This is a genomic window from Pseudovibrio denitrificans JCM 12308, assembly GCF_001310815.1.
Classification (GTDB): Bacteria; Pseudomonadota; Alphaproteobacteria; order Rhizobiales; family Stappiaceae; genus Pseudovibrio; species Pseudovibrio denitrificans.
In genome coordinates, this window is the sequence record NZ_BAZK01000010.1 from 162,138 (window position 1) to 182,711 (window position 20,574).

Sequence of the window (20,574 nt, forward strand, 5' to 3'; positions counted from 1 at the left end):
GCCGCGTATTCTTCTCCGAAAACCGGTTCTCACTTTTCGGGAATACGCCATAAAAAAAGCCGGAGAGCGCGTCTCTCTCCGGCCTTTCAAAATCATGCGCGTAAAGCTTATTCGCCTTCGTTTGCAGGGGTTGCCTGCAGCAGGCCGTAGCGCTCGACGCCGATCTTTTCCAGAAGTTCCAGCTGGGTTTCGAGGAAGTCGATGTGACCTTCTTCGTCTGCCATCAGGTCTTCAAAGAGTTTCATGGTGACGTAGTCGCCTTCGTCGCGACAAACTTCGCGTGCTTCCTTGTACAGAGCACGTGCGGAGTATTCGCCAGCCAGATCGCATTCAAGACATTCCTTGAGGTCCTGACCGATGCGCAGCGGATCAAGTGTCTGCAGATTCGGATGACCTTCGAGGAAGATGATGCGCTCGATCAGCTTGTCAGCATGTTCCATCTCTTCGATGGACTCTTCGCGTTCTTTCTTTGCAAGCTTTGTGAAGCCCCAGTCTTCAAGGAGACGGTAGTGCAGCCAGTATTGATTAACTGCAGTCAGCTCGTGGCGGAGCGCCTTATTGAGATATTCCAGTACTTTAGGTTCACCCTTCATGTCACTCTCTCCTTGACAAATTGAGGTATTGACCTTTTTTAGAATAATTCCAAGTTACTGTCCAGAGTCATCTTTAACTTGTTCAGCCTCAGCATATACAACTTCGATGATGCTTTTAAAGCAACCACCACATTTTGGCCTGTACCCGAGGTGACGAAATACCGCTCCCGGAGTAGGGACACCACCCTCCGGATTCTCACAAAGCTCCCGTGCAGCTTGTTTTATTTGTTTGTCATTAATGACGTTGCAGTGACAAATGATCATTGTTGGTTGCTTTCGGGCTCCCAATTTCGCTTGCAAAGCATTATATAATCTGTAGATCTCTTAAAACTAGAGAATAATACTCCAGTTTCCTGCAGTCCTATCACGAGCAAAGCCCCTATGAACACCAACCAAACGACGAAGGATCTCCGCAAGACAATCGTTTTGACAGGTGCGAGCCGCGGAATCGGCCACGCAACGGTAAAAAAGTTTTCTTCGGCGGGTTATCGGGTCATTAGCTGTTCCAGACAACCCTTTTCTGACAAGTGTCCCTGGCCATCCGGACCGGAAGACCATATTGAGGTCGACCTGGGTGACGCGGAAAATCTGGAAAAAGCAGTTGCCCAGATTAAAGAGCGCCTTCAGGACAACGGTTCCATGTTGCACGCCTTGGTCAACAATGCCGGCATCAGCCCGAAGGATGATGAAGGCCAACGCCTCGATTCTCTGACCACGCCAATGCAAACATGGCGAAATGTGTTTCAGGTAAACTTCTTTGCACCAATTATGCTGGCTCGTGGTTTGTTTGAGGAGTTGAAGGCGGCCAGAGGTTCTGTTGTGAACGTCACCTCCATTGCTGGTAGCCGGGTCCATCCGTTCGCTGGTACCGCATATGCGACCTCCAAGGCAGCTCTTGCTTCCCTGACACGCGAAATGGCTGCTGACTTTGGTCCGCATGGCGTACGCGTCAACGCGATTGCACCAGGTGAGATTGATACCTCCATCCTGTCACCGGGCACCGAGAAGATCGTCGAGACCATTCCGATGCGCCGTCTGGGCAGCACCTCTGAGGTGGCTGATACCATCTACTTCCTGTGTTCGGCTCCATCTTCCTACGTGACAGGCGCTGAAATACATATCAACGGCGGTCAGCACGTTTAAACGCGTTCTTATGTGAAACGCGAAAGGGGCGCTTTGAGCGCCCTTTTTTGTGGCCGGTGGAGGGGATCACTCGTCTCTGATGCTGGCAATTTTTCTTAGCTCTTTTTTATAGATCCTCTGATTTAGTTAGCTGGTTGCATCGGGAAGCGTTGGGGGATCAAGCACATGCCTGCGGTTAATTTGAAACGAGTGCCTGTCGTTCTCTACGGCATGGTGCTCCTCATCATACTGCTTGGCATCGTGCAGCAGGTGTTTGTTGACACAGTTGGCATTGAAACGCCGCTGAAAGACCTGCGTCACATCTCGCTGGACGAGGAACTCAACCTCGGCGCCTGGTTCTCTTCCATGGTGATGCTGTGCATTTCTGGACTGACGGCCCTGATTGGCGTGATTGAGCGGCATTCTGCCAAGCCTCAGAACTGGCTTTACTGGATGGGATTGGCGCTTGGCTTTCTTTACATGTCCGTTGATGAGAACATCGCGATCCATGAAGTCACCATTGATCCTCTGCGAAATGCGTTTGATTTGAGCGGTGCCCTCTACTTTGCGTGGGTCTTACCTGCAGTAGTTCTGGTAGGCGCGCTCGGGTTGATTTATCTGCGTTTTCTCGCCCGACTGCCACGGCGCTTTGCTCTTCTGTTTGTGATTTCAGGCAGTATCTATCTGTCTGGCGCAATCGGTTTTGAGATGCTGGGAGCCGTGTTTGCAGGCAGCGAAGGTTATGATGCGCTTGGCTATAAGATCTTTTATATTCTGGAAGAAAGCTTTGAGCTGATCGGCCTTACGACCTTCCTCTCCGCATTGCTGGCCTATCTGGGTGAGGTGCACGGATACGCGGCCATCACCTTCCAGCGCACTCAGAACGCTGGCTATATGACAATGGAGAAGTGAGGAGAAGGGACAAGGCCCCTCCTCCCAAAACGCTTAACTGGATGCAGCAACAGCACGTTTTGCCATAACCGTCACCAGATTGGCGCGATATGCAGCGGTGCCGTGGATGTCTGAAAGCATGTCATCAGCGGAAGGTGCCATGCCCGCAACCGCATCAGCAGACCAGTTGCTATCCAATGCCTTTTCCATGTCCTGCATGCGGAACACACCGTCCTGTCCAGCACCAGTCACCGCAACACGTGCTCCAGCACTTGTCTTCGCTACAAACACGCCTGCCATGCATAGCGGGAAGCTGGGTTCGGGAACTTGGCGTAAGCGGTGTTGGATGCGGTTGGGAAGACAACCGCAGTCACGATCTCATCTTCATCCAGTGCTGTTTCGAACATGCCGGTGAAGAAGTCTTCCGCAGAAAACTCGCGCTTATTGGTCTCGATGGTTGCGCCGAGAGCCAGCAGAGCCGCTGGATAATCCGCTGCCGGATCGTTGTTGGCGATGGAGCCGCCAATAGTGCCCATGTGACGCACATGAGGATCGCCGATGGTGCATGCCAGATCAGCCAGTCCCGGAAGAGCGGCTTTGACATCTTCGTTGGCAGCCACATCTGCGTGGCACGTGGCAGCACCGATGCGGATAGAACCATCAGCCTGTTTCATGATGCCTGCGATTTCATCGATATGACGTAGGTCGATCAGATCGCTTGGTGCAGCAAGGCGTTGCTTCATGGTTGGGATCAGGGTCTGACCGCCAGAAAGCAGTTTACCGTCATCTGCGTTTTTCAGCATTGCCGCTGCATCCGACACGGTCGAAGCGCGATGATATTTGGTCTCGTACATTTTTAGCCTCCCATCCCCTAATGGGGTCTTTGGCAGAGTTGCTATGAGTTTAAATCGGATAATTCGGCTTTCGGATACGGAATGGCTTCCAGATCTGAGAAGAAAATCTTGCGGTTCTGCTCTCCATGGATCAGTTGGCCAAGACGTGCAGCTTTTCGGAAAAGAGCTGCTGCTTCGCCTTCTTTACCTGAGAGCAGAGTGGCACGTGCCAGAAGCTCAGAGGCGTAGGCATGGTCGAAGTCCGCCATGTCGTCCTGATGAGCTTCGGTCATGTCCTTTGTCTGCTGGGCGTAACGCATTGCTGCTTCACGGTTTCCGAGCAAAACATGGACACGGCCCACGAGCCATAACCCGCGTTGGTGATTGACTTTCGTCCCAATCTGAAGCCAGTGCCAGAGGCTGGCGTGAGCGACATGGAGCATCTCGTCATTTTCCTCCGGCGAGCGGCCTTCTTTTTCAAGAAGAGCCCATGCTCGCTGGTTGAGTTCAATGGCAATGAACTTGTGATCCAATGTCGGTTTTGCGCCAGCCTGTGTCACCGTTTTACTCCGCTGCCTGCTTCATGCCGTTGTCTTGAATGAGCTGCCAGACGCGATTTGGCGAGGCAGGCATATTCATGTCGCGGATGCCAAGAGCGTCCGTTACGGCGTTGATGACAGCAGGTGGTGATCCGATCGCGCCAGCTTCACCACAGCCTTTCATGCCGAGCGGGTTGCCCGGGCATTCGGTGACTGTAGTTTCCAGCTTGAAGGATGGAACATCATCTGCACGTGGCATGGTGTAGTCCATGTAGGATGCCGTGAGCAGCTGACCGTGGTCGTCATACTGAGTGTTCTCCAGCATGGCCTGACCGATGCCCTGCACCAAACCGCCATGGACCTGACCTTCCACGATCATCGGGTTGATGATGGTGCCGAAGTCATCTGCTGCCACGAAGTTCTCGATGGAGACAACGCCGGTATCCGGATCTACTTCCACCTCACAGATGTAACACCCAGCCGGGAATGTGAAGTTGGTTGGATCGTAGAACGCGCCTTCCTTCAGGCCCGGCTCCATGCCTTCCGGCAGGTTGTGGGCTGTGTAAGCAGCGAGAGCCACTTCGGTGAAGGTGAGCTTCTTATCTGTTCCGGCGACTTTGAGTTCACCATCCTCGATCTCGATATCACCTTCGGAAGCTTCCATCAGGTGAGCTGCGATCTTCTTCGCTTTGGCTTCAACTTTGTCGAGGGCCTTGGCAATCGCAGACATGCCGACTGCTCCGGAGCGGGAGCCGTATGTGCCCATGCCCATTTGCACTTTGTCGGTGTCACCATGCACGATGGAAATGCTTTCCGTTGGCAGACCAAGGCGATCTGAAACCAGCTGTGCGAAGGTGGTCTCGTGCCCCTGACCGTGGCTGTGTGAGCCGGTGAGAACCTCAATGGTTCCAACAGCGTTCACGCGAACCTCAGCGGACTCCCAAAGACCAACACCAGCACCAAGAGAACCAACGGCCTGAGACGGTGCGATACCGCATGCCTCAATGTAGCAGGACATGCCCATGCCACGTAGCTTGCCAGCAGCTTCGGACTGGGCCCGACGCTGACCAAAGCCACCATAATCGATGGCCTTCATGGCTGCATCGAGGGAGGCTTCGTAGTCACCGGCATCATAGGCCATGATCACAGGTGTCTGGTGCGGGAACTCGCGGACGAAGTTAACACGGCGGAATTCTGCTGGCGCCATGCCAACTTCTTTCGCAGCGGTTTCCATCATGCGTTCCACCACATACGTGGCTTCCGGACGACCTGCACCGCGGTACGCATCCACCGGAGTGGTGTTGGTGTAGACCGCTTTCACATTCGCGTAGATGTTTGGAATGTTGTACTGGCCCGACAGCAGCGTTGCGTACAGGTAGGTTGGAACGGAAGATGAGAACAACGACATGTATGCGCCGAGATTGGCGACTGTCTTCACACGGAAACCGGTGATCTTATTGTTCGCATCCAGCGCCAGTTCTGCGGTGGTGTGGTGATCACGACCGTGAGCATCTGTGAGGAATGCTTCGGTGCGATCCGAGGTCCATTTCACCGGACGGCCAACACGCTTTGTTGCCCAGAGACAAGCGATCTCTTCCGGATAAATAAAGATCTTGGAGCCAAAACCACCGCCGACATCCGGCGCAATCACACGCAGTTTGTTCTCAGGAGCTACGTTGTAGAATGCTGAGAGTACCAAGCGGGCCACATGCGGGTTCTGAGATGTAGTGTAGAGCGTGTAGTGCTCTTCTGATGGATCGAAATGAGCAAGCGCCGCACGCGGTTCCATTGGGTTTGGAACGAGGCGGTTGTTGTCGATATCCATCTTGGTGATATGGGCAGCGTTTGCGAATGCTTCGTTGGTTGCTGCTTCCTCACCGATTTCCCAATCGTAAATGAGGTTGCCTGCTGCTTCCGGATGGAGCTGAGGCGCTCCTTCTTTCAATGCATCGAGCTATCGACGACAACTGGCAGCTCTTCGTATTCCACGACAACAGCATCAGCTGCATCACGCGCCTGCTGCGGGGTGTCAGCAACCACGACTGCGATGGCCTGCCCAACGTAGCGGACAATTTCGGATTCCAGAGCACGATAAGCGCCCATGTTCATTGGGGAACCGTCTTTGGAATGGATCATCCATCCGCAGATGATGTTGCCAATGCCGTCTGCCACCAGCTGATGGCCGTTCAAGACAGCATCAACACCAGGCATTTTCATCGCTTCATCTGTATTGATGGACGTGATGCGTGCATGGGCGTGTGTTGAACGAACAAAAGCCGCATAGCCCATGCGTGGCATGGTCATGTCATCTGTGTAGCGGCCATTTCCTGTCAAAAATCTTTTGTCTTCCTTGCGCAGCACTCGTGCGCCAATTCCTTCTGCTGTCATTTCCATCCCCTCCCGGAAGGTTAACTTCAGCAACTGTCATAGAGCCCGGGCGTCCAACGCACCTGAAACAGGGCGAAGCCGGACTACAGAGCAGTCAATTCTGGATTATTCTGCGGCTTCGAGGACTTCCGCCATTTCATCAGCTGCGGCTTTGATTGCCTTGACGATGTTGTGGTAGCCGGTGCAACGACAGATGTTGCCTTCCAGCTCATGGCGGATTGTTTTTTCGTCCAGATCGGTACCAAGGCGATTGACCATATCAATTGCGGACATGATCATGCCAGGCGTGCAGAAACCGCACTGAAGGCCGTGGTTTTCCTTGAAGGCTTTCTGCATGATGTGCAGCTGGCCGTTCTGGGAAATGCCTTCAATGGTGGTAACAGCAGAGCCAGATGCCTGCACAGCAAGCATGCTGCACGATTTGACTGCCTTGCCGTCCATATGAACAAGGCAAGCTCCACACTGTGAGGTGTCACAGCCAACGTGTGTTCCGGTTAGTCCCTGATTTTCGCGCAGAAATGTAGACAAAAGGGTGCGGTCTTCGACCTCACCAGAAATCTGCTTTCCATTCACCGTCATAGAGACAGTCGTCATGGTTTTCCTCCCTCAATAAAGCCTGCATTTCGCGTCCGCAGACTATGAAGCCAACAGCCCTGATCAGGATCTCCCGTCCTATCAACGCAGTTGGTTGTAATTTAGGCCAGAGGCCTTGATATTCGGCGGGGCCATTTGTCAACCAAGTACCCTCTCCGCACCCGACCGATTACGACCGCCAAATTCTTAGGTTCCAAGCAACCAATAAAGTCCAAGTAAAACAATAAGGGCGATCAGGCCCCAACCCAGCGGACCACCTAAAAATCCTTTGCCCGCTGCAACTTCAACCTTCTCCTCAACATCCTTAACTGCATCTTCCAATGCGTGCTCTGCATCAGCGATTGCTTCGACTGATCCTTCAATGGCGTGCTCGTTGGCGATTGATTTTGCTTTTTCAATCAAGCCCTGATCCAGTTCAACGGACTCAAGCGCCTCGTCCTTATCCGCTGCAGGTGTCCCGCCAAGTTCTCTGTTCAGGTTAGAGAAAAACTCCTCCGCCATTTTCTTGGCTGTTGAGTCGATCAGTCGGTTTCCTAGCTGAGCAAGTTTGCCGCCAACCTTTGCATTAACCTCATAACTCAGAAGAGTGCCATCCCCACTCTCTGAGAGGGTTACATCTGCTGAGCCCTTCGCAAAACCTGCAACGCCGCCTTTGCCTTCACCAGAGATCTTGTAGGAGTTTGGCGGGTTCAGATCGGAGAGCGTCACTTCTCCTTTGAACTTCGCCTTCACCGGGCCAACCTTGGCTGTGACCGTTGCGGTCATTTCGGTGTCAGAGGTTTTTTCCAGACTATCGCAACCGGGGATACATTTTTTCAGCAACTCAGGATCGTTGAGAGCTTCCCAAACCTTTTCCTGACTCGCAGGTATTTGCTGCTCTCCAGACATTTCCATGGATTGGCCCCCTCGTTCTTTTCAGTGCTTCCTTTAGGTAGCTCCGCGCCTTAAGGTCACTTTTGCATTCCACGTCATGTAGATTGGACTTAAATCGAGTGAAAAGACAAGTACCTCTCGTGTTAAAATTGTCATGGATGCTCAAAACTTCTTTTCAGAAGACAATGACGTTTTATCAGTCCTGAGATATGTTGGAGTTTCCCCGCTGTGGATACTCACTTAACGGTAAAGAGCTTGTTTTGCGCTAAAGCGTTGACCAGAGGGCGTCATCGCCTTAATGCCTTTTCATTAAATAAACGAATTCAGCGTGAGGCTTGGCCTCGCGTTTGTGCGCAGAAAATCAAAGGCAACATCCTTGAGTAAATCACCAAAAGGCGGCGCTCCACGGGCCCGCAATGCGCAATCTAAAAAAGGCGGTTCGCGGAAGGACAATGGTCCGAAGCGCAGCTTTGCCGCTAAACGCGATAATCGAGACGGACGCGACACACGCCCTGCCCGCGACGCTCGTGGTGGCCAGAAAGAGAACACGGCTGCAAACCGTTCAAATCGACGTGAGCAACCACGTTCAGCTCCGGCACCTGTTGCCGTTGAGCCGATCGTGCGTGAGCACAAGCCAACCTCCGCCCGCTTCAAAACGCCTGCCAGCATCTTGCCGGTGATGGTGGAGATGAATGGCTGGGAAGACTACGCGCTGCTGGACATGGGGCATGGCCAGAAGCTGGAACGGTATGGTCGTTACACGGTCATTCGCCCGGAAGCTCAAGCAATGGGTGCACCACGCCTGCCAGAGAGCGATTGGAAGCGCGCAGATGCAATCTTTACCGGCGACGTTGAGGAAGAAGGTCCGGGCCGCTGGAAGTTTGCTAAGCAAGTCGATGAAATCTGGCAGATGAAGTACGGACCGGCCACCTTCAACGGCCAGTTCATGTCTTTCCGCCATGTTGGCGTATTCCCTGAGCAGGCAGCCCACTGGGATTGGGTTGGTCAGCAGATCAAGAAATCAGACCGCCAGCTGAAGATCCTCAACCTGTTTGGATACACCGGACTGGCATCGCTGCTGCCTGCTGCCCTTGGCGCGCATGTCACTCACGTGGACGCTTCCAAAAAAGCGATTGGCTGGGCTCGCGAAAACCAGGAGCTTTCCGGCCTTGAAGACAAGCCAATTCGCTGGATCTGCGATGACGCAATGAAGTTTGTGGAGCGGGAAGTGCGCCGTGGGAATACCTATGACGGCATTATCCTTGATCCGCCGAAGTATGGCCGCGGACCAAACGGTGAAGTCTGGGACTTCTTTGAGAACGTGCCGCATATGCTGGCCTGCGTACGCAAACTGCTGTCACCAAATGCGCAGTTCCTGCTGATGTCGAGCTACGCCATTCGCGCCAGCTTCCTGTCTTCTCATGAATTGATGCGTGAATGCCTTGATGGCCTGCCGGGAACGATTGAATCCGGTGAGCTGGCTATTCGCGAACTTAATGGACCACGATTGCTCTCAACCTCCCTCTTCAGCCGGTGGAGCGCACCTGACAATACTAAGGCTGAGGGAGCATAACTGATGGAATTCAAGCAAAACCAACGCCCAGGTGCTGTTAAACAGATCACTTCACATTCCAACCCGATTGTGAAGGAAATCAAAGGTCTCGTTGCACAGCGGAAGCACCGCCGGCAGAGCGGGCTGTTTGTTGCCGAAGGTCTGAAACTGGCAACAGACGCTCTGGAAGCTGGTTGGGGCGTACGTTATCTGGCGCTTGGGCCGGAAGCTCGTGAAAACAAGATTGCTCTTGAGGCTGCTGCAAAGGCGAAAGCCCGGGGAGCTTTGATCCTTGAGGTCAACACGGCAGTTCTTGGTGCTATCACTCGCCGTGATAACCCTCAGATGGTTGTTGGGGTTTACGAGCAGCAGACACTGAAGCTGAGCGATATCGACCCGAAAAGCGCGACCACATGGATTGCGTTGGACCGTGTGCGCGATCCGGGCAATCTGGGCACCATTATCCGTACAGGCGATGCGGTTGGCGCAACAGGCGTGATCCTGATTGACGACACGACCGACCCATTTGCTGTTGAGACCGTACGTGCGACGATGGGCTCTCTGTTCCACATGCCAATTGTGCGTTGTACTGCGGATGAGTTCGTTGAGTTTCGCAAGAGCTGGCCGGGCCCTGTGGTTGGTACGCACTTGCGCGGCGATAAGGACTATCGTGCTGTAGACTATAAAGAACCTGTCATTTTGATGATGGGCAATGAGCAGGCAGGCCTGAGTGATAAGCTGGCCGACACTTGCTCTGATCTGGTGAAAATTCCGCAGGCGGGGCAAGCCGATTCAATGAATTTGGCTGTAGCAACGGCTGTGATGCTTTATGAAGTGCGCAGGAACTATCTGAAGCTGTAGACGTATGCCGGGGGGCTTGGAATGCGCTTGTTGATTTTGGGAGCTGGATACTCAGCTCGCCATTTTGTGAAAATGTACGGAACCGAGTTTTCCTGGATTGGCGGGACAACCCGCTCCGAGGAGAAAATGGCGGACCTGCAATCCAAAGGGATTCATCCGATCCTTTTTGATGGTGAAACAGCAAGTGATGAGCTGTTAGAGGCGATTTCGTCTGCAACACACATTCTGGTTTCAGCTGCCCCAACCGATGATGGCGATCCTTTGCTGAACGTGGCACGGGATGCTGTAGCAGAATCGAAGCCAACAGCGATCTGCTACCTTTCCACCATCGGCGTTTATGGTGACCATGAGGGCCGATGGGTTACAGAAACAGCTGAGTGTAATCCAACCTCCAAACGCTCCAAGCTGCGCCTTGAAGCGGAGAAGGAATGGCTTGCATTTTCTGAAGAAAGCGGCATCCCGGTCAGCATTCTACGCCTTGCTGGTATCTATGGCCGTGGACAGAACGCTCTATGCAATCTGGACAAGGGCAAAGCGCGCCGGATTATCAAGGAAGGTCAGGTCTTTAACCGCATTCACGTGAGTGATATCGCGGGTGCAGTTCAGCATGCGTTTGAGGACAATGCATCGGGCATCTTCAACGTTTCTGATGATGCGCCTTGCCCGCCTGAAGATGTGGTGGAGTATGCCGCCCGTCTGATGGGCGTTGAACCACCGCCAGCAATTGCTTTTGAAGATGCGGACCTTTCGCCAATGGCAATCTCGTTTTATGGCGAGGTGAAGCGTGCAAGCAACGCGAAGCTCAAAGGCGCACTGGGTTACAAGTTCAAGTTCCCAACCTATCGTGAAGCACTGGACTATATGTGGGAGAACGGATGGAGCTAGAGCCTGTTAGGGACAAGCTCTGATCCAGCCGCTCACCTTGCACCGGTTTTACTAGACTGTTTCGTGTTGAGGCAGGTCTCCTTCTATTTCGTAGTAATCGCCTTTGCTGGCGCAGAAGATGTGACCTGCCATTTTCAGACCTGTCGGCTCTTCCAGCAGCCCAGCGCTGAAGTAAACTTCATGAGCAATCTCGGGGATTTTGTCTCCGTGATAAAACAGGCTGCTGCCACAGTTGCTGCAAAAGGCGCGTCTTGCGTAATCAGATGAGCGGTAATAGGAGATATTCTCTTCGCCGCTCTCAACTTTCAAAGCATCAAACGGAACCGCCAGAGCATGGAACGGGCCACTGTTCCAGCGGCGGCACATGGTGCAATGGCATAGGCCAACCTCTTTTTTGGGTGCTTCTGCTTTGAATGAAACCTCACCACAGAGGCACTTCCCTTTATAGATCTTCAGATCAGACATACCTACTTCCCCATACATTTCGCGTATCCGCCAAGACAATCCGATATGGATACATCTGCCCCTTAATCCTCATGGGCATACTGCGGGCGACCATCCTCAATTTCATAGTAATCAGCCTTAGCAGCACAGAAAATGTGGTTGCCTGCACTCAAGCCAGTTGCTGTTCCAAGGCGCCCACTGCAATCGAGATGCGATCTTTCCATTGTGGGTGGCGGTCTGCATGCCAGAAAAGGTTTGAGCCACATTTTGAGCAGAAGCCTCGGCGTGCAAAATCAGAGGATTCGTAGTACTTGACGGCATCTTCCCCCGCAGTGAACTGCAGGTTCTTCAGAGGCAGGCTGTAGGCATCAAACGGGCCACTCCCCCACTGCCGACATTGCTTGCAATGACAGGTGCTGATTGGTTCGTCTGGTGCCTCACCTTCAAAGGCGACTTCTCCGCATAAACAACGTCCTTTAAACTCCATGGTCTTTGTCATCTGAGTATCCAATACCTACTGAAAAGGGGTTGTCTCTCGAATCGAGAGCTATATGATTCCATAATGAGAACATATCGCGAACATTTGTATTCAGCAAGCGTTCAGGTTAAGTCTCCTATGTGGGTTTTCATAGATTCCAATTTTGTCCATTCAGATGTGCGGGGCACTGCCCAATCGGATGGACCGATTAGAAGGCATGTTGGGGATGCGGGTAGTTTTAGCTGTTGTGGGACTTGGGTTGGCACTGAGCGGGTGTGCCTCTCTTTCTGAAGAAGATTGCAAGATCGGGGATTGGCAGGGCATCGGGGTCGTTGATGGCCGCGCTGGCTACACCTCCGACAAACTGAACGAGCACACCAAAGCTTGCAGCAAGTATGGCGTTACACCTGACGTAAGCGCTTACATGGCAGGCCGTACCATCGGGCTTCAAAGCTACTGCACACCGATCTCCGGCTTTGAGCAGGGACGTGAGGGCAAAAGCTACCGTGGTGTCTGCCCAATTGCGACTGAAGAGAGCTTCAAAGTTGGCTATTCCCTGGGTAATCAGCTTTATGCAGCCAATGAAGCTGCCAGCGACGCCCAGGAATCCGTTTGGGAAATCCAGCGCCGCATTGATCGGCTGGAAGAAGAAGCACGCGGTGAAGACTGCAAGTCCGGCAAAGAAGGAAAAGCGTGTCGCAAAGCGGCAGATGCAGCACGAACAGACTCTTATCTTGCGCGGGCTGATTTGCTGCTTGCACAAAACCGGCTGTTCTCTTTGGAGCGTCAACGTGATCGTGTCCGAAAAGAAGTCACCAACAAGCTGCTTGACCTTGAACCAAGCTACAACCCCTCCTAAAATTTGCAGGCAAATGCAGATTCTTAGGGGAAGGCGAGCCGATGAAAACGTGGCGTGTTTATCTTTCAGGTGAGATCCACACCGATTGGAGAGAGCGAATTGAACATGGTGCGGCAGATGCAGGCCTGCCTGTTCATTTCGATAGTGCCGTAACTGATCACGAAGCCAGTGATGATTGCGGTGTTGAAATTTTAGGCGCTGAAGAAAGCAATTTCTGGCGGGACCACAAGGGGGCGAAGGTCAATGCCATCCGCACCCGTACACTGCTCTCTGAGTCAGATATCGTTGTGGTGCGTTTTGGTGACAAGTACCGCCAATGGAATGCTGCGTTCGACGCAGGCTTTGCTTCAGCTTTGGGCAAAAGCATCATCGTGCTGCACGATCCAGCGCTGACGCACCCACTGAAGGAAGTAGACGCCGCAGCCTTGGCGGTGGCCGAAGATCCAGATCAGGTGGTCGACCTACTGCGCTACGTGATCCGCGGCGAACTGTAAGCCCCTTCCAATTCAAGGGAAGACGCTCCAATAACACAGCCCTACACTCCCCTCTCAACAAGAGGAACGAGTGTGGGGCTTTTGTTTTTTAGCGACCCAATCACTCAACTGGTGGGCAGGTGCTGTGACGAGTGTTCGCGATCTTTTTGATTTTGATGAGTTTCCCAAAATCAGTTTGCCGGAAGACGGCATCATCGTTATCACAAGAGCCCGAAATGAGATGTTGCGATTGCCCTTTTTTTGGAGCACTACCGAAGTATTGGGGCAAGTCATATCTTCGTTGTCGACAACGACTCCACTGACGATACAGCAGCTTTTCTGGAAACGCAGCCGGACGTTACTCGGTTTCACACCAGCAAGCTTTATAAGCAGTTCAAACGAAACTGGCTGCTCGCCATTTTAAATGAGTATTGCACAGACCGCTGGACTATTCTGGCAGATACAGACGAGCAGTTCGTTTATCCAGGATGGCCAGAAACCAAACTGACTGACCTAACAGCTTATTGGGACAGTGTTGGTGCAGAGGGCGTAATAGCTCCGTTGATCGACATGTACTCCGACAAGCCACTGGTTGATGTTGACTACAGACAAGGTGATCCATTTCTTTCTACATGCCCATACTTTGACACGACCTCAAGCTGGGCGATCACACGATCACCAGAAGGACGCACTCCAGGTTTTGAAGTTCGAGGCGGTATCAGAGGACGTCTATTTGGCATTCCACCTAAAAGGCGTGAGCTTTTTCCTCTCAATCATTTACGGAACTTATACCTCGCACCTGCACATATTCACCGGCGGCTACCATTACGAGATTATGTAGAGAGACGCCTTAAGCGTTTTTTGTATAAGCAGTGCCCACAACTCACAAAAGTTCCCCTAATCAGGTGGAACCCGACTTACTCTGAAATGTGGAGCGTTCACCGCATCGATATCAGGACCAGACTAGCTGATGACTGGGGAGCAATGCTGCACTTCAAGTTCTTTCAGGATTTCAAGTTTCGCGTTGAAGAAGAACTAACCAGACAAGCTTACTACGCTAATGGTTTAGAATATAAGGCCTATTACGAGGGCCTTGAAAAGATCCTACATCAGTCACCTGCATATTCAGGATCAATGAAGCTCTCAAGCGTGGAGGATGTCTATACATTCCGTCAAGCCTACTGTTCGCGTGAGCTACAAAAATACTTGAAGCATCTTGCCCAGCAACCTCACGTGACGACTTCTCCTTCTCAAAAAGGTGTCGTTGCCTAAGTCTTTGCTAAATACGATCATTGGAGTCTTGGAATGCGTTTCTTTGAGAACCTTGAACATCAATACAAAATGCGTCGGCAATACAAGAAGTTACGCGGCATCAAGTTGGATGTTTCTCAATCTGAAATCGACCTTTATGTCAAAGAGCAAATCGTTCGCGGCCTTTACGAGCATGAAGAGTTTTATCTTCTGACACGGTTGCTGAAGCCTGAAGACCGTGTGTTAGAGCTGGGGGCGTGCGTTGGCTTCTTGTCAGCAGCAGCTGCCAAGATTTGCGGCTCAAGCAATGTGATGTGTGTTGAGGCTAATCCCGAACTAATCTCGGTTATTGAAACCAATCACTCGCTGAATGGTGTGTCACCCAAATTAGTTAGTGGCATAGCAGCCCTTAAGGACGTTGAGCAGTCTGAGTTTTTTGTAGGAGAACGAGCTTCAGGCTCATCAATACTTGAAAGGGAAGGCAGCCGAAAAATCTTGCAGAAAACAGTCAACGTCAACCGACTGATCGCAGAGTTTGACCCGAGCTTTCTGATGATGGATATCGAAGGTGCAGAAATCGACCTTTTACCAGCACTAGACTTGTCTGATATTCGTATGCTGATTGTTGAATTTCACCCAAAGCTCAATGGTTTTGATGCGATAACAGAGTGCATCAACGTGCTCACAGAAAAAGGCTTCGCATTACGGGTTGATCAATGCCAGAACAAATGCATGGTGCTTCAACGGACCACAGATCCTGACCATGCAATGAGTTCACAACTCAGCCATGTTCTTGAAGCGCAAAGTGTTCTTTCTCAGTAGTTTATTTTGCATTTTCGCGTTGACCTCATGGCTGCCGTTTTCGACAGCCATGTGCTTTTTTCGAACAACCTCACGCATTGAAAGCGATGAGGGTGTTGCCCCAGTGGCGGCCTTTGATCCAGATGGGGGCTGAGACGAGTTTTATCATCATGATCTTTCCGCCGCCCATATCCCGGCGATAGGTTTGCAGGCTGTATTCTTTGGTGTTCTTGCTTGCATTCAGGCCAGCACGGTCATCGAACATTCTGCGATTACGGCAGTTGGCGGCGTTCCAGACCGGGTCGTTGCCCTGAGGCTTGGAATACTCTTTGCTGTGCGTTGGAAGATAAGCGTTTTTGTCTAGTGCAGCGCAGAAGATGATATGTGGATCCAGATCTTTGACTGGCTCCTGAATGTCAGGCAACACTCGGTCGGTCATTTGCGTGAAGGACGCCATGAACTGGACAGGGTTTGAGCCATCAATCGGGGTGTAGTTGAAGTCAAAGAGATCGTTGATTGAGATGCGGCCTGCATCCACTTCGCCTTCAAAAGCGTCCATGGTTTTGGCAGCAGCATCCTTGGCGTATTCGATCATCTGCTGATTGAGATTGTCGCCATGTTCAACGGCAACTTCAGCCAGAAGAGCATCGGCAGTTTGTGACGTTCCGAGCATCTGGCCGGAAACCTGTTCGATGCTCTCAGCATTGGCGGAGACCACACCGACCATTTCATCGCGATTGCGTAGCAGTTCGTCTGTATCTGCGTCATTGTTTGCGCAGGCGATGCGGATGGATTCTGTGTTGGCGGAGATGTTATCGACCATCGCTTCCAGCTCGTGGAAGAGATCGTTGATGGACTGTGTGCCGTTCTCCGCCGTCGCGACGGTATCCAAAGCACCTTTGCCGAGATCCACCAGAGTATCTGCTTCTTTGCCGAGCTGAAGGATTGTTTGGTCAATTTGTTCAGTCGCGACTGTGGTTTGCGTGGCAAGCGCCTTCACTTCGCTGGCAACCACGGCAAAGCCTTTGCCGGCCTCGCCTGCACGAGCCGCCTCAATTGTTGCGTTGAGGGCCAAAAGATTGGTTTGACGGGCGATGGCGTCAATGGAACTGGAAAACTGACGTACATTGCAAACGAGGCCTGGAGGCCTTCCAGTTGGCGATTGATGTTGCTGATGGTTGTCGACAGACTGTTGATGTTGGCGAGTGCGTCCGTCACTACTTCCTGAGACTTGGACATGGTGTCGCGGGCATTGGTCGTTTGCTCTGCTGTCTGCTCAACGGCTGAGCTCACTTCCCGGTTACTCTCAACGACACGTCCAGAAGCTTCCTGAAGGCTTTCCATGGCTGTTTTCAGAGCGCCTGCAGTGTTGTTAACGGCATCCAGCTCTCCCGCAGCTGAAGCCATATCCAACGCCAACGCATCCAGTTCGCCAAACAAGCGTGCACTATCTATTGAACTCTTGGGTTCTGTGATTTCCACTTCAGCAGACTGACCGATTACTTCTCCTTGGTCGTTTGCAGCAGTTTCAGCAAGCAATTGTGTGTTACGCTTAAAAAAAGCCATGTCAAAAACCTCTCAATCGCGCAAAGGTTTTCATAGTTTTACTTATAGTTTATTAACCTTGTTATTAATCCTCTCCTCTATTGCAAGTGATTGGATTACAAAGGATAATCATAAAACATCCTGTGATTAAATTTCTATTTTCTAACTACTATGCGTGGTGCATATGATTTGTCGTGAAATGCGTCTGTCCGATCAGGACGCGGTTATTGCTCTTTGGAAGGCTGCTGGCGTCTTTCGTGAATGGAATGATCCGGTTCGGGATATTGCAAAAGCACTTGAGGGCGAACACTCAACTGTTCTTGTTGGAGAACTGGATGGCATGATTGTCGCCAGCATTATGTGTGGTGAAGACGGGCATCGCGGATGGTTCTATTATGTGAGCACCCATCCTGACCATCAGGGCAAAGGGTTAGGCAAGGCTATTACAGCTGCTGCAGAAAACTGGTTGCGCGAACGAGGCATCTGGAAAGTTAACCTGCTTGTACGTGGAGGTAACAGCCAGGTCGCGAGCTTTTATGAGGCACAAGGTTACAAGAACACCCAGAGCATCTGCCTGCAAAAGGTGATTGAGCCATAGACCACTAAGTTTTTACTCAGAAAATTTAGTGGCTGTGAAAACTGCGGTAATCGACACTGCGGTTTATAGGGTTTGGAAATTTCCTGTAGAGCCGTATAGCGTTGGGCGTCAACTCACTGAATTTTCATAGAACCCCTTAATCAAGCCAAGCATCTTCGTCACATTTCGCAGTATTTTCTCATCTAAAAATAGAATAACTAAACAATATATAGAAATCACAGCTAGTTAGCTAACTGGCACTCATTAGATCTATATTTCACTCCTACAACTCCGATAACATGAATACAATACTCATATTACATCTGCAGTATTTTATAGGATTGATTGTTTCGTAAAGTTGTCATGCAGGCGCCTTAGTGTGCGCTCACCTTCTTCTACGGGATATTTCTAATGGCTAATGATTTGACGAATGAGTCACAGCAGATGAGTGGGATGAGTTGAACTTCCCTCGTGCTGAAGAGAATGAATTTGACCGCGTTGTTGAGCGCGCAATTTCGCGCCGCGGGTTTCTGGGTGGTGTGCTGGCATTTGGCTCCGGCGCAGCGGTGATGGGCACAGGTGTGCTTGGTCTTTCCGCCTCTGAGGCGAAGGCGTCTGTTTCGCGCTTTGCTTTTCAACCAATCCCGACATTTACAGACGCGACTGTTCATGTTCCAGAAGGATATAACTGGAAGATCCTGGCCCGCTGGGGCGATGCTCTGGTAGATGGTGCTGAAAAGTTCGATCATGAGACCGGTGGCTCTGCAGCGGGTGCAGACAAAGTGTTTGGCGAAAACACCGACGGCATGGAGAGCTTCCAGTATCAGGGCAAGCAGCTGCTGGCGATCAACCATGAGTATGCCAACCGCCGGATCAACCTGCCTCAGAATGAAGACGGTGCGCCCAAGAACGCTGATGACGTTCTGAAACTGCAGCACCTTCAAGGTGTTGTGGTTATTGAAGTGGAAGAAGGCGATGGTGGTTGGGCGATCGTGAAGAACAGCCCGTTCAATCGCCGCATCACGCATAACACGCCGATGATGCTTGCCGGACCGGCTGCAGGTCACCCTCTGCTGCAAACTGCGGCTGATCCTTCAGGCACGCAGTCTCTTGGCACCTTCAACAACTGTGGTTCTGGCAAAACGCCATGGGGCACTTATCTGACCTGCGAAGAGAACTTCAACGGTTATTTCGGTGCTACTGATGCAGCTCCGGTTGAGCGCATGGACGGGGTTGATGCGGGTTACAAGCGCTATGGCGTCACGGATACCGGCTACAACTACGACTACCACAAGTTCGATGAGCGCTTTGACATTGCTAAGAACCCAAATGAGCCTCATCGTGCAGGTTGGGTGGTTGAGATTGACCCGACTGATCCAAACTCCACACCTGTCAAACGCACTGCCCTGGGTCGTTTCAAGCACGAAAATGCAGAGGCTGTTTTAGCGCCAGATGGCCGCGTTGTTGTTTACATGGGCGATGATGAGCGCGGTGAGTTCATGTACCGCTTTGTCTCCAACGGTGTTTATGCGCCGGGTCAGCCAACTGATGGTTTGCTGGATGATGGTACGCTGTATGTTGCCAAGTTCAATGATGATCAGACAGGCGAGTGGCTGGCTCTGACACCAGACACGACAGGCATGGATGCAGCCAACATCGCGATCTTCAGTCGTATTGCTGGTTCTGCTGTTGGCGCGACCACCATGGACCGCCCTGAGTGGATTTCAGCCAATCCGAATGCAGTTGAAGCGTATTGTTGCCTGACCAACAATAAGAACCGCGGTGTGAAGCCTAATGCAGGTGGTGATGACACCTCTGTCAACGGCCCGAACCCGCGTGAGACCAACAAGTACGGCCAGATCGTGCGTTGGCGTCCTCACAATGAGGATCATGCCTCAGACACGTTTGATTGGGATCTCTATGTGATGGCTGGCAACCCAACCGTTCATGAAGGGCCTAAGGCTGGTTCTGAGAACGTGAATGCGGGCAACATGTTCAACTCTCCAGATGGCATGGGATTTGACGAGAGCGGGCTTGTATGGATCCAGACGGATGGTAGCGACAGCAATGAAGGTGACTTTGCTGGCATGGGCAACAACCAGATGCTGGTTGGTGATCCTGTGACGGGTGAGATCGCACGCTTCATGACTGGACCTAAGGGAGCCGAAGTGACTGGTCTGACCTGGTCTGCTGATCGCCGCAGCATGTTTGTGGGCATTCAGCACCCAGGCGGTAACTGGCCAGACGGCGGAAAACTTCCTCGCTCTTCCGTTATCGTGATCAAGCGTGACGACAATGGTGTGATTGGCTAAGCTATCTTTCCAGCCTGAACGATATTCCCTTCGGGAGATGCCTCCCGAAGGGTCTCATTTTGTGATTGTCACACTAGCGAAAGCTGAGCTTTTAGTGGCTGAAGACGGCTGTGATCTTGGAAGTCTGAAGTGTGTTTGCACCAATCATATAGCCGACCAGTGCGTTGCTTGGGTTCTCAGGAAGATCCAACGCCGGCACACCAAGTGCATGGATGGTAAAGATGTAGCGGTGCACCTCACCTGCCGGTGGGCAGGCACCACCAAAACCTTTCGCTCCGTAGTCATTGGTGATTTCCATTGAGCCAGCAGGCAAAGTGTTTTTGTTGCTCGCGCCTTCTTCAAATGAGTATGTCGAGGCTGGGATGTTCACCACATTCCAGTGCCACCATCCTGAACCTGTTGGCGCATCCGGATCATAAGCAGTTAGGGCGAAGCTTTTGGTGCCTTCTGGCGCGTTGGACCAGCTAAGCTGCGGTGAGAGGTTACCTCCGGTGCATCCGAACCCGTTGTAAACGAACTGGTTCGTGAGCTGCTGACCTTCAGCAATGGACGTGCTGGCGAGTTTAAAATCTTGCGCTTGAACGGCAGATGCAAATGAAGCTGCAATGGCCAGAGCGGCTATGAGTGGTTTCCGAAACATATTTTCTCCAGTGGCTTGGGGCGTTGAACATGTTCCAGTTATAGGTTGCTTTGAAAAGCCACG

At 51.9% G+C, this 20,574-nt stretch carries 19 protein-coding genes and 3 pseudogenes; 11 read left to right on the forward strand and 11 right to left on the reverse strand.

Features of this window, described 5'->3' with window-relative positions:
- Positions 1 to 107: 107 nt before the first annotated feature.
- Together bfr and JCM12308_RS27890 are read right to left on the reverse strand one after the other, a co-directional pair.
- The gene (gene bfr, locus JCM12308_RS15240) at positions 108 to 593 is read right to left on the reverse strand and encodes a bacterioferritin (protein ID WP_054784322.1); all 486 of its coding nucleotides are present in this window, start codon (positions 591 to 593) and stop codon (positions 108 to 110) included.
- Between the two features lie 54 nt (positions 594 to 647).
- Positions 648 to 857: a (2Fe-2S)-binding protein gene (locus JCM12308_RS27890; RefSeq protein WP_063286750.1), complete on the reverse strand. Its 210-nt coding sequence runs from the start codon at positions 855 to 857 to the stop codon at positions 648 to 650.
- A gap of 117 nt (positions 858 to 974) precedes the next feature.
- Between JCM12308_RS27890 and JCM12308_RS15245 the strand changes: the two genes are divergently transcribed.
- Positions 975 to 1,736 carry an SDR family NAD(P)-dependent oxidoreductase gene (locus tag JCM12308_RS15245; RefSeq protein ID WP_054784323.1) on the forward strand — a complete coding sequence of 254 codons (762 nt, stop codon included), beginning with the start codon at positions 975 to 977 and terminating at the stop codon, positions 1,734 to 1,736.
- 165 nt (positions 1,737 to 1,901) lie between these two features.
- Positions 1,902 to 2,627: a DUF8692 domain-containing protein gene (locus tag JCM12308_RS15250; protein ID WP_208609127.1), complete on the forward strand. Its 726-nt coding sequence runs from the start codon at positions 1,902 to 1,904 to the stop codon at positions 2,625 to 2,627.
- Positions 2,628 to 2,660: 33 nt separating this feature from the next.
- On the opposite strand, the pseudogene JCM12308_RS15255 reads toward JCM12308_RS15250, so the two are convergent.
- From JCM12308_RS15255 to JCM12308_RS15275, 5 genes and pseudogenes are all read right to left on the reverse strand, one after another.
- Positions 2,661 to 3,460: pseudogene (locus JCM12308_RS15255) on the reverse strand (FAD binding domain-containing protein).
- Between the two features lie 41 nt (positions 3,461 to 3,501).
- Entirely contained in the window at positions 3,502 to 3,999 is a 498-nt protein-coding gene (locus JCM12308_RS15260) for a hypothetical protein (protein WP_054784324.1), read from the reverse strand.
- Positions 4,000 to 4,003: 4 nt separating this feature from the next.
- Positions 4,004 to 6,366, reverse strand: a pseudogene (locus JCM12308_RS15265) (xanthine dehydrogenase family protein molybdopterin-binding subunit).
- A 105-nt stretch (positions 6,367 to 6,471) separates the two neighbouring features.
- A complete protein-coding gene (locus tag JCM12308_RS15270; protein WP_008552435.1) occupies positions 6,472 to 6,960 on the reverse strand; it encodes a (2Fe-2S)-binding protein in 489 nt (162 codons plus the stop codon).
- 186 nt (positions 6,961 to 7,146) lie between these two features.
- Positions 7,147 to 7,854: an SRPBCC family protein gene (locus tag JCM12308_RS15275; RefSeq protein ID WP_008552452.1), complete on the reverse strand. Its 708-nt coding sequence runs from the start codon at positions 7,852 to 7,854 to the stop codon at positions 7,147 to 7,149.
- A 355-nt stretch (positions 7,855 to 8,209) separates the two neighbouring features.
- Between JCM12308_RS15275 and JCM12308_RS15280 the strand changes: the two genes are divergently transcribed.
- From JCM12308_RS15280 to JCM12308_RS15290, 3 genes are read left to right on the forward strand one after another with little or no spacing between them, the layout of a single operon-like run.
- Positions 8,210 to 9,406, forward strand: coding sequence for a class I SAM-dependent rRNA methyltransferase (locus JCM12308_RS15280; RefSeq protein WP_164845321.1), 1,197 nt, complete (start codon positions 8,210 to 8,212; stop codon positions 9,404 to 9,406).
- A gap of 3 nt (positions 9,407 to 9,409) precedes the next feature.
- Positions 9,410 to 10,246 (forward strand): TrmH family RNA methyltransferase, encoded by an 837-nt coding sequence (locus JCM12308_RS15285; protein WP_054784325.1) that lies wholly within the window; start codon positions 9,410 to 9,412, stop codon positions 10,244 to 10,246.
- 21 nt (positions 10,247 to 10,267) lie between these two features.
- A complete protein-coding gene (locus JCM12308_RS15290; protein WP_054784326.1) occupies positions 10,268 to 11,131 on the forward strand; it encodes an SDR family oxidoreductase in 864 nt (287 codons plus the stop codon).
- Between the two features lie 51 nt (positions 11,132 to 11,182).
- Here the strand turns inward: JCM12308_RS15290 and JCM12308_RS15295 are convergent, their stop codons facing one another.
- Positions 11,183 to 11,596 carry a GFA family protein gene (locus tag JCM12308_RS15295; RefSeq protein ID WP_054784327.1) on the reverse strand — a complete coding sequence of 138 codons (414 nt, stop codon included), beginning with the start codon at positions 11,594 to 11,596 and terminating at the stop codon, positions 11,183 to 11,185.
- Between the two features lie 148 nt (positions 11,597 to 11,744).
- On the reverse strand, positions 11,745 to 12,074 hold the full coding sequence (locus JCM12308_RS15300; protein ID WP_208978613.1) for a GFA family protein: 330 nt from the start codon (positions 12,072 to 12,074) through the stop codon (positions 11,745 to 11,747).
- Between the two features lie 205 nt (positions 12,075 to 12,279).
- Here JCM12308_RS15300 and JCM12308_RS15305 point away from each other — a divergent pair, with 205 nt between their 5' ends.
- The 4 genes from JCM12308_RS15305 (at position 12,280) to JCM12308_RS15320 (ending at position 15,458) form a co-directional block, all read left to right on the forward strand.
- Positions 12,280 to 12,912, forward strand: coding sequence for a DUF2799 domain-containing protein (locus JCM12308_RS15305; protein ID WP_054784385.1), 633 nt, complete (start codon positions 12,280 to 12,282; stop codon positions 12,910 to 12,912).
- A 41-nt stretch (positions 12,913 to 12,953) separates the two neighbouring features.
- Positions 12,954 to 13,406 carry a YtoQ family protein gene (locus tag JCM12308_RS15310; protein WP_054784328.1) on the forward strand — a complete coding sequence of 151 codons (453 nt, stop codon included), beginning with the start codon at positions 12,954 to 12,956 and terminating at the stop codon, positions 13,404 to 13,406.
- Between the two features lie 240 nt (positions 13,407 to 13,646).
- The gene (locus tag JCM12308_RS15315) at positions 13,647 to 14,657 is read left to right on the forward strand and encodes a glycosyltransferase family 2 protein (protein ID WP_208978614.1); all 1,011 of its coding nucleotides are present in this window, start codon (positions 13,647 to 13,649) and stop codon (positions 14,655 to 14,657) included.
- Between the two features lie 33 nt (positions 14,658 to 14,690).
- Positions 14,691 to 15,458 carry an FkbM family methyltransferase gene (locus JCM12308_RS15320; protein WP_054784329.1) on the forward strand — a complete coding sequence of 256 codons (768 nt, stop codon included), beginning with the start codon at positions 14,691 to 14,693 and terminating at the stop codon, positions 15,456 to 15,458.
- A gap of 70 nt (positions 15,459 to 15,528) precedes the next feature.
- Here the strand turns inward: JCM12308_RS15320 and JCM12308_RS15325 are convergent.
- A pseudogene (locus tag JCM12308_RS15325) lies at positions 15,529 to 16,581 on the reverse strand (methyl-accepting chemotaxis protein); the annotation flags it as partial.
- Positions 16,582 to 17,166: 585 nt separating this feature from the next.
- On the opposite strand from JCM12308_RS15325, the gene JCM12308_RS15330 reads away from it, so the two are divergent.
- Positions 17,167 to 17,580 (forward strand): GNAT family acetyltransferase, encoded by a 414-nt coding sequence (locus tag JCM12308_RS15330; protein WP_083417156.1) that lies wholly within the window; start codon positions 17,167 to 17,169, stop codon positions 17,578 to 17,580.
- Positions 17,581 to 18,017: 437 nt separating this feature from the next.
- The gene (locus JCM12308_RS15335) at positions 18,018 to 19,871 is read left to right on the forward strand and encodes a PhoX family protein (RefSeq protein ID WP_128647421.1); all 1,854 of its coding nucleotides are present in this window, start codon (positions 18,018 to 18,020) and stop codon (positions 19,869 to 19,871) included.
- A gap of 91 nt (positions 19,872 to 19,962) precedes the next feature.
- Here the strand turns inward: JCM12308_RS15335 and JCM12308_RS15340 are convergent, their stop codons facing one another.
- Positions 19,963 to 20,511, reverse strand: a complete 549-nt coding sequence (locus JCM12308_RS15340; protein WP_054784330.1) for a YbhB/YbcL family Raf kinase inhibitor-like protein — start codon at positions 20,509 to 20,511, stop codon at positions 19,963 to 19,965.
- Positions 20,512 to 20,574: the final 63 nt, after the last annotated feature.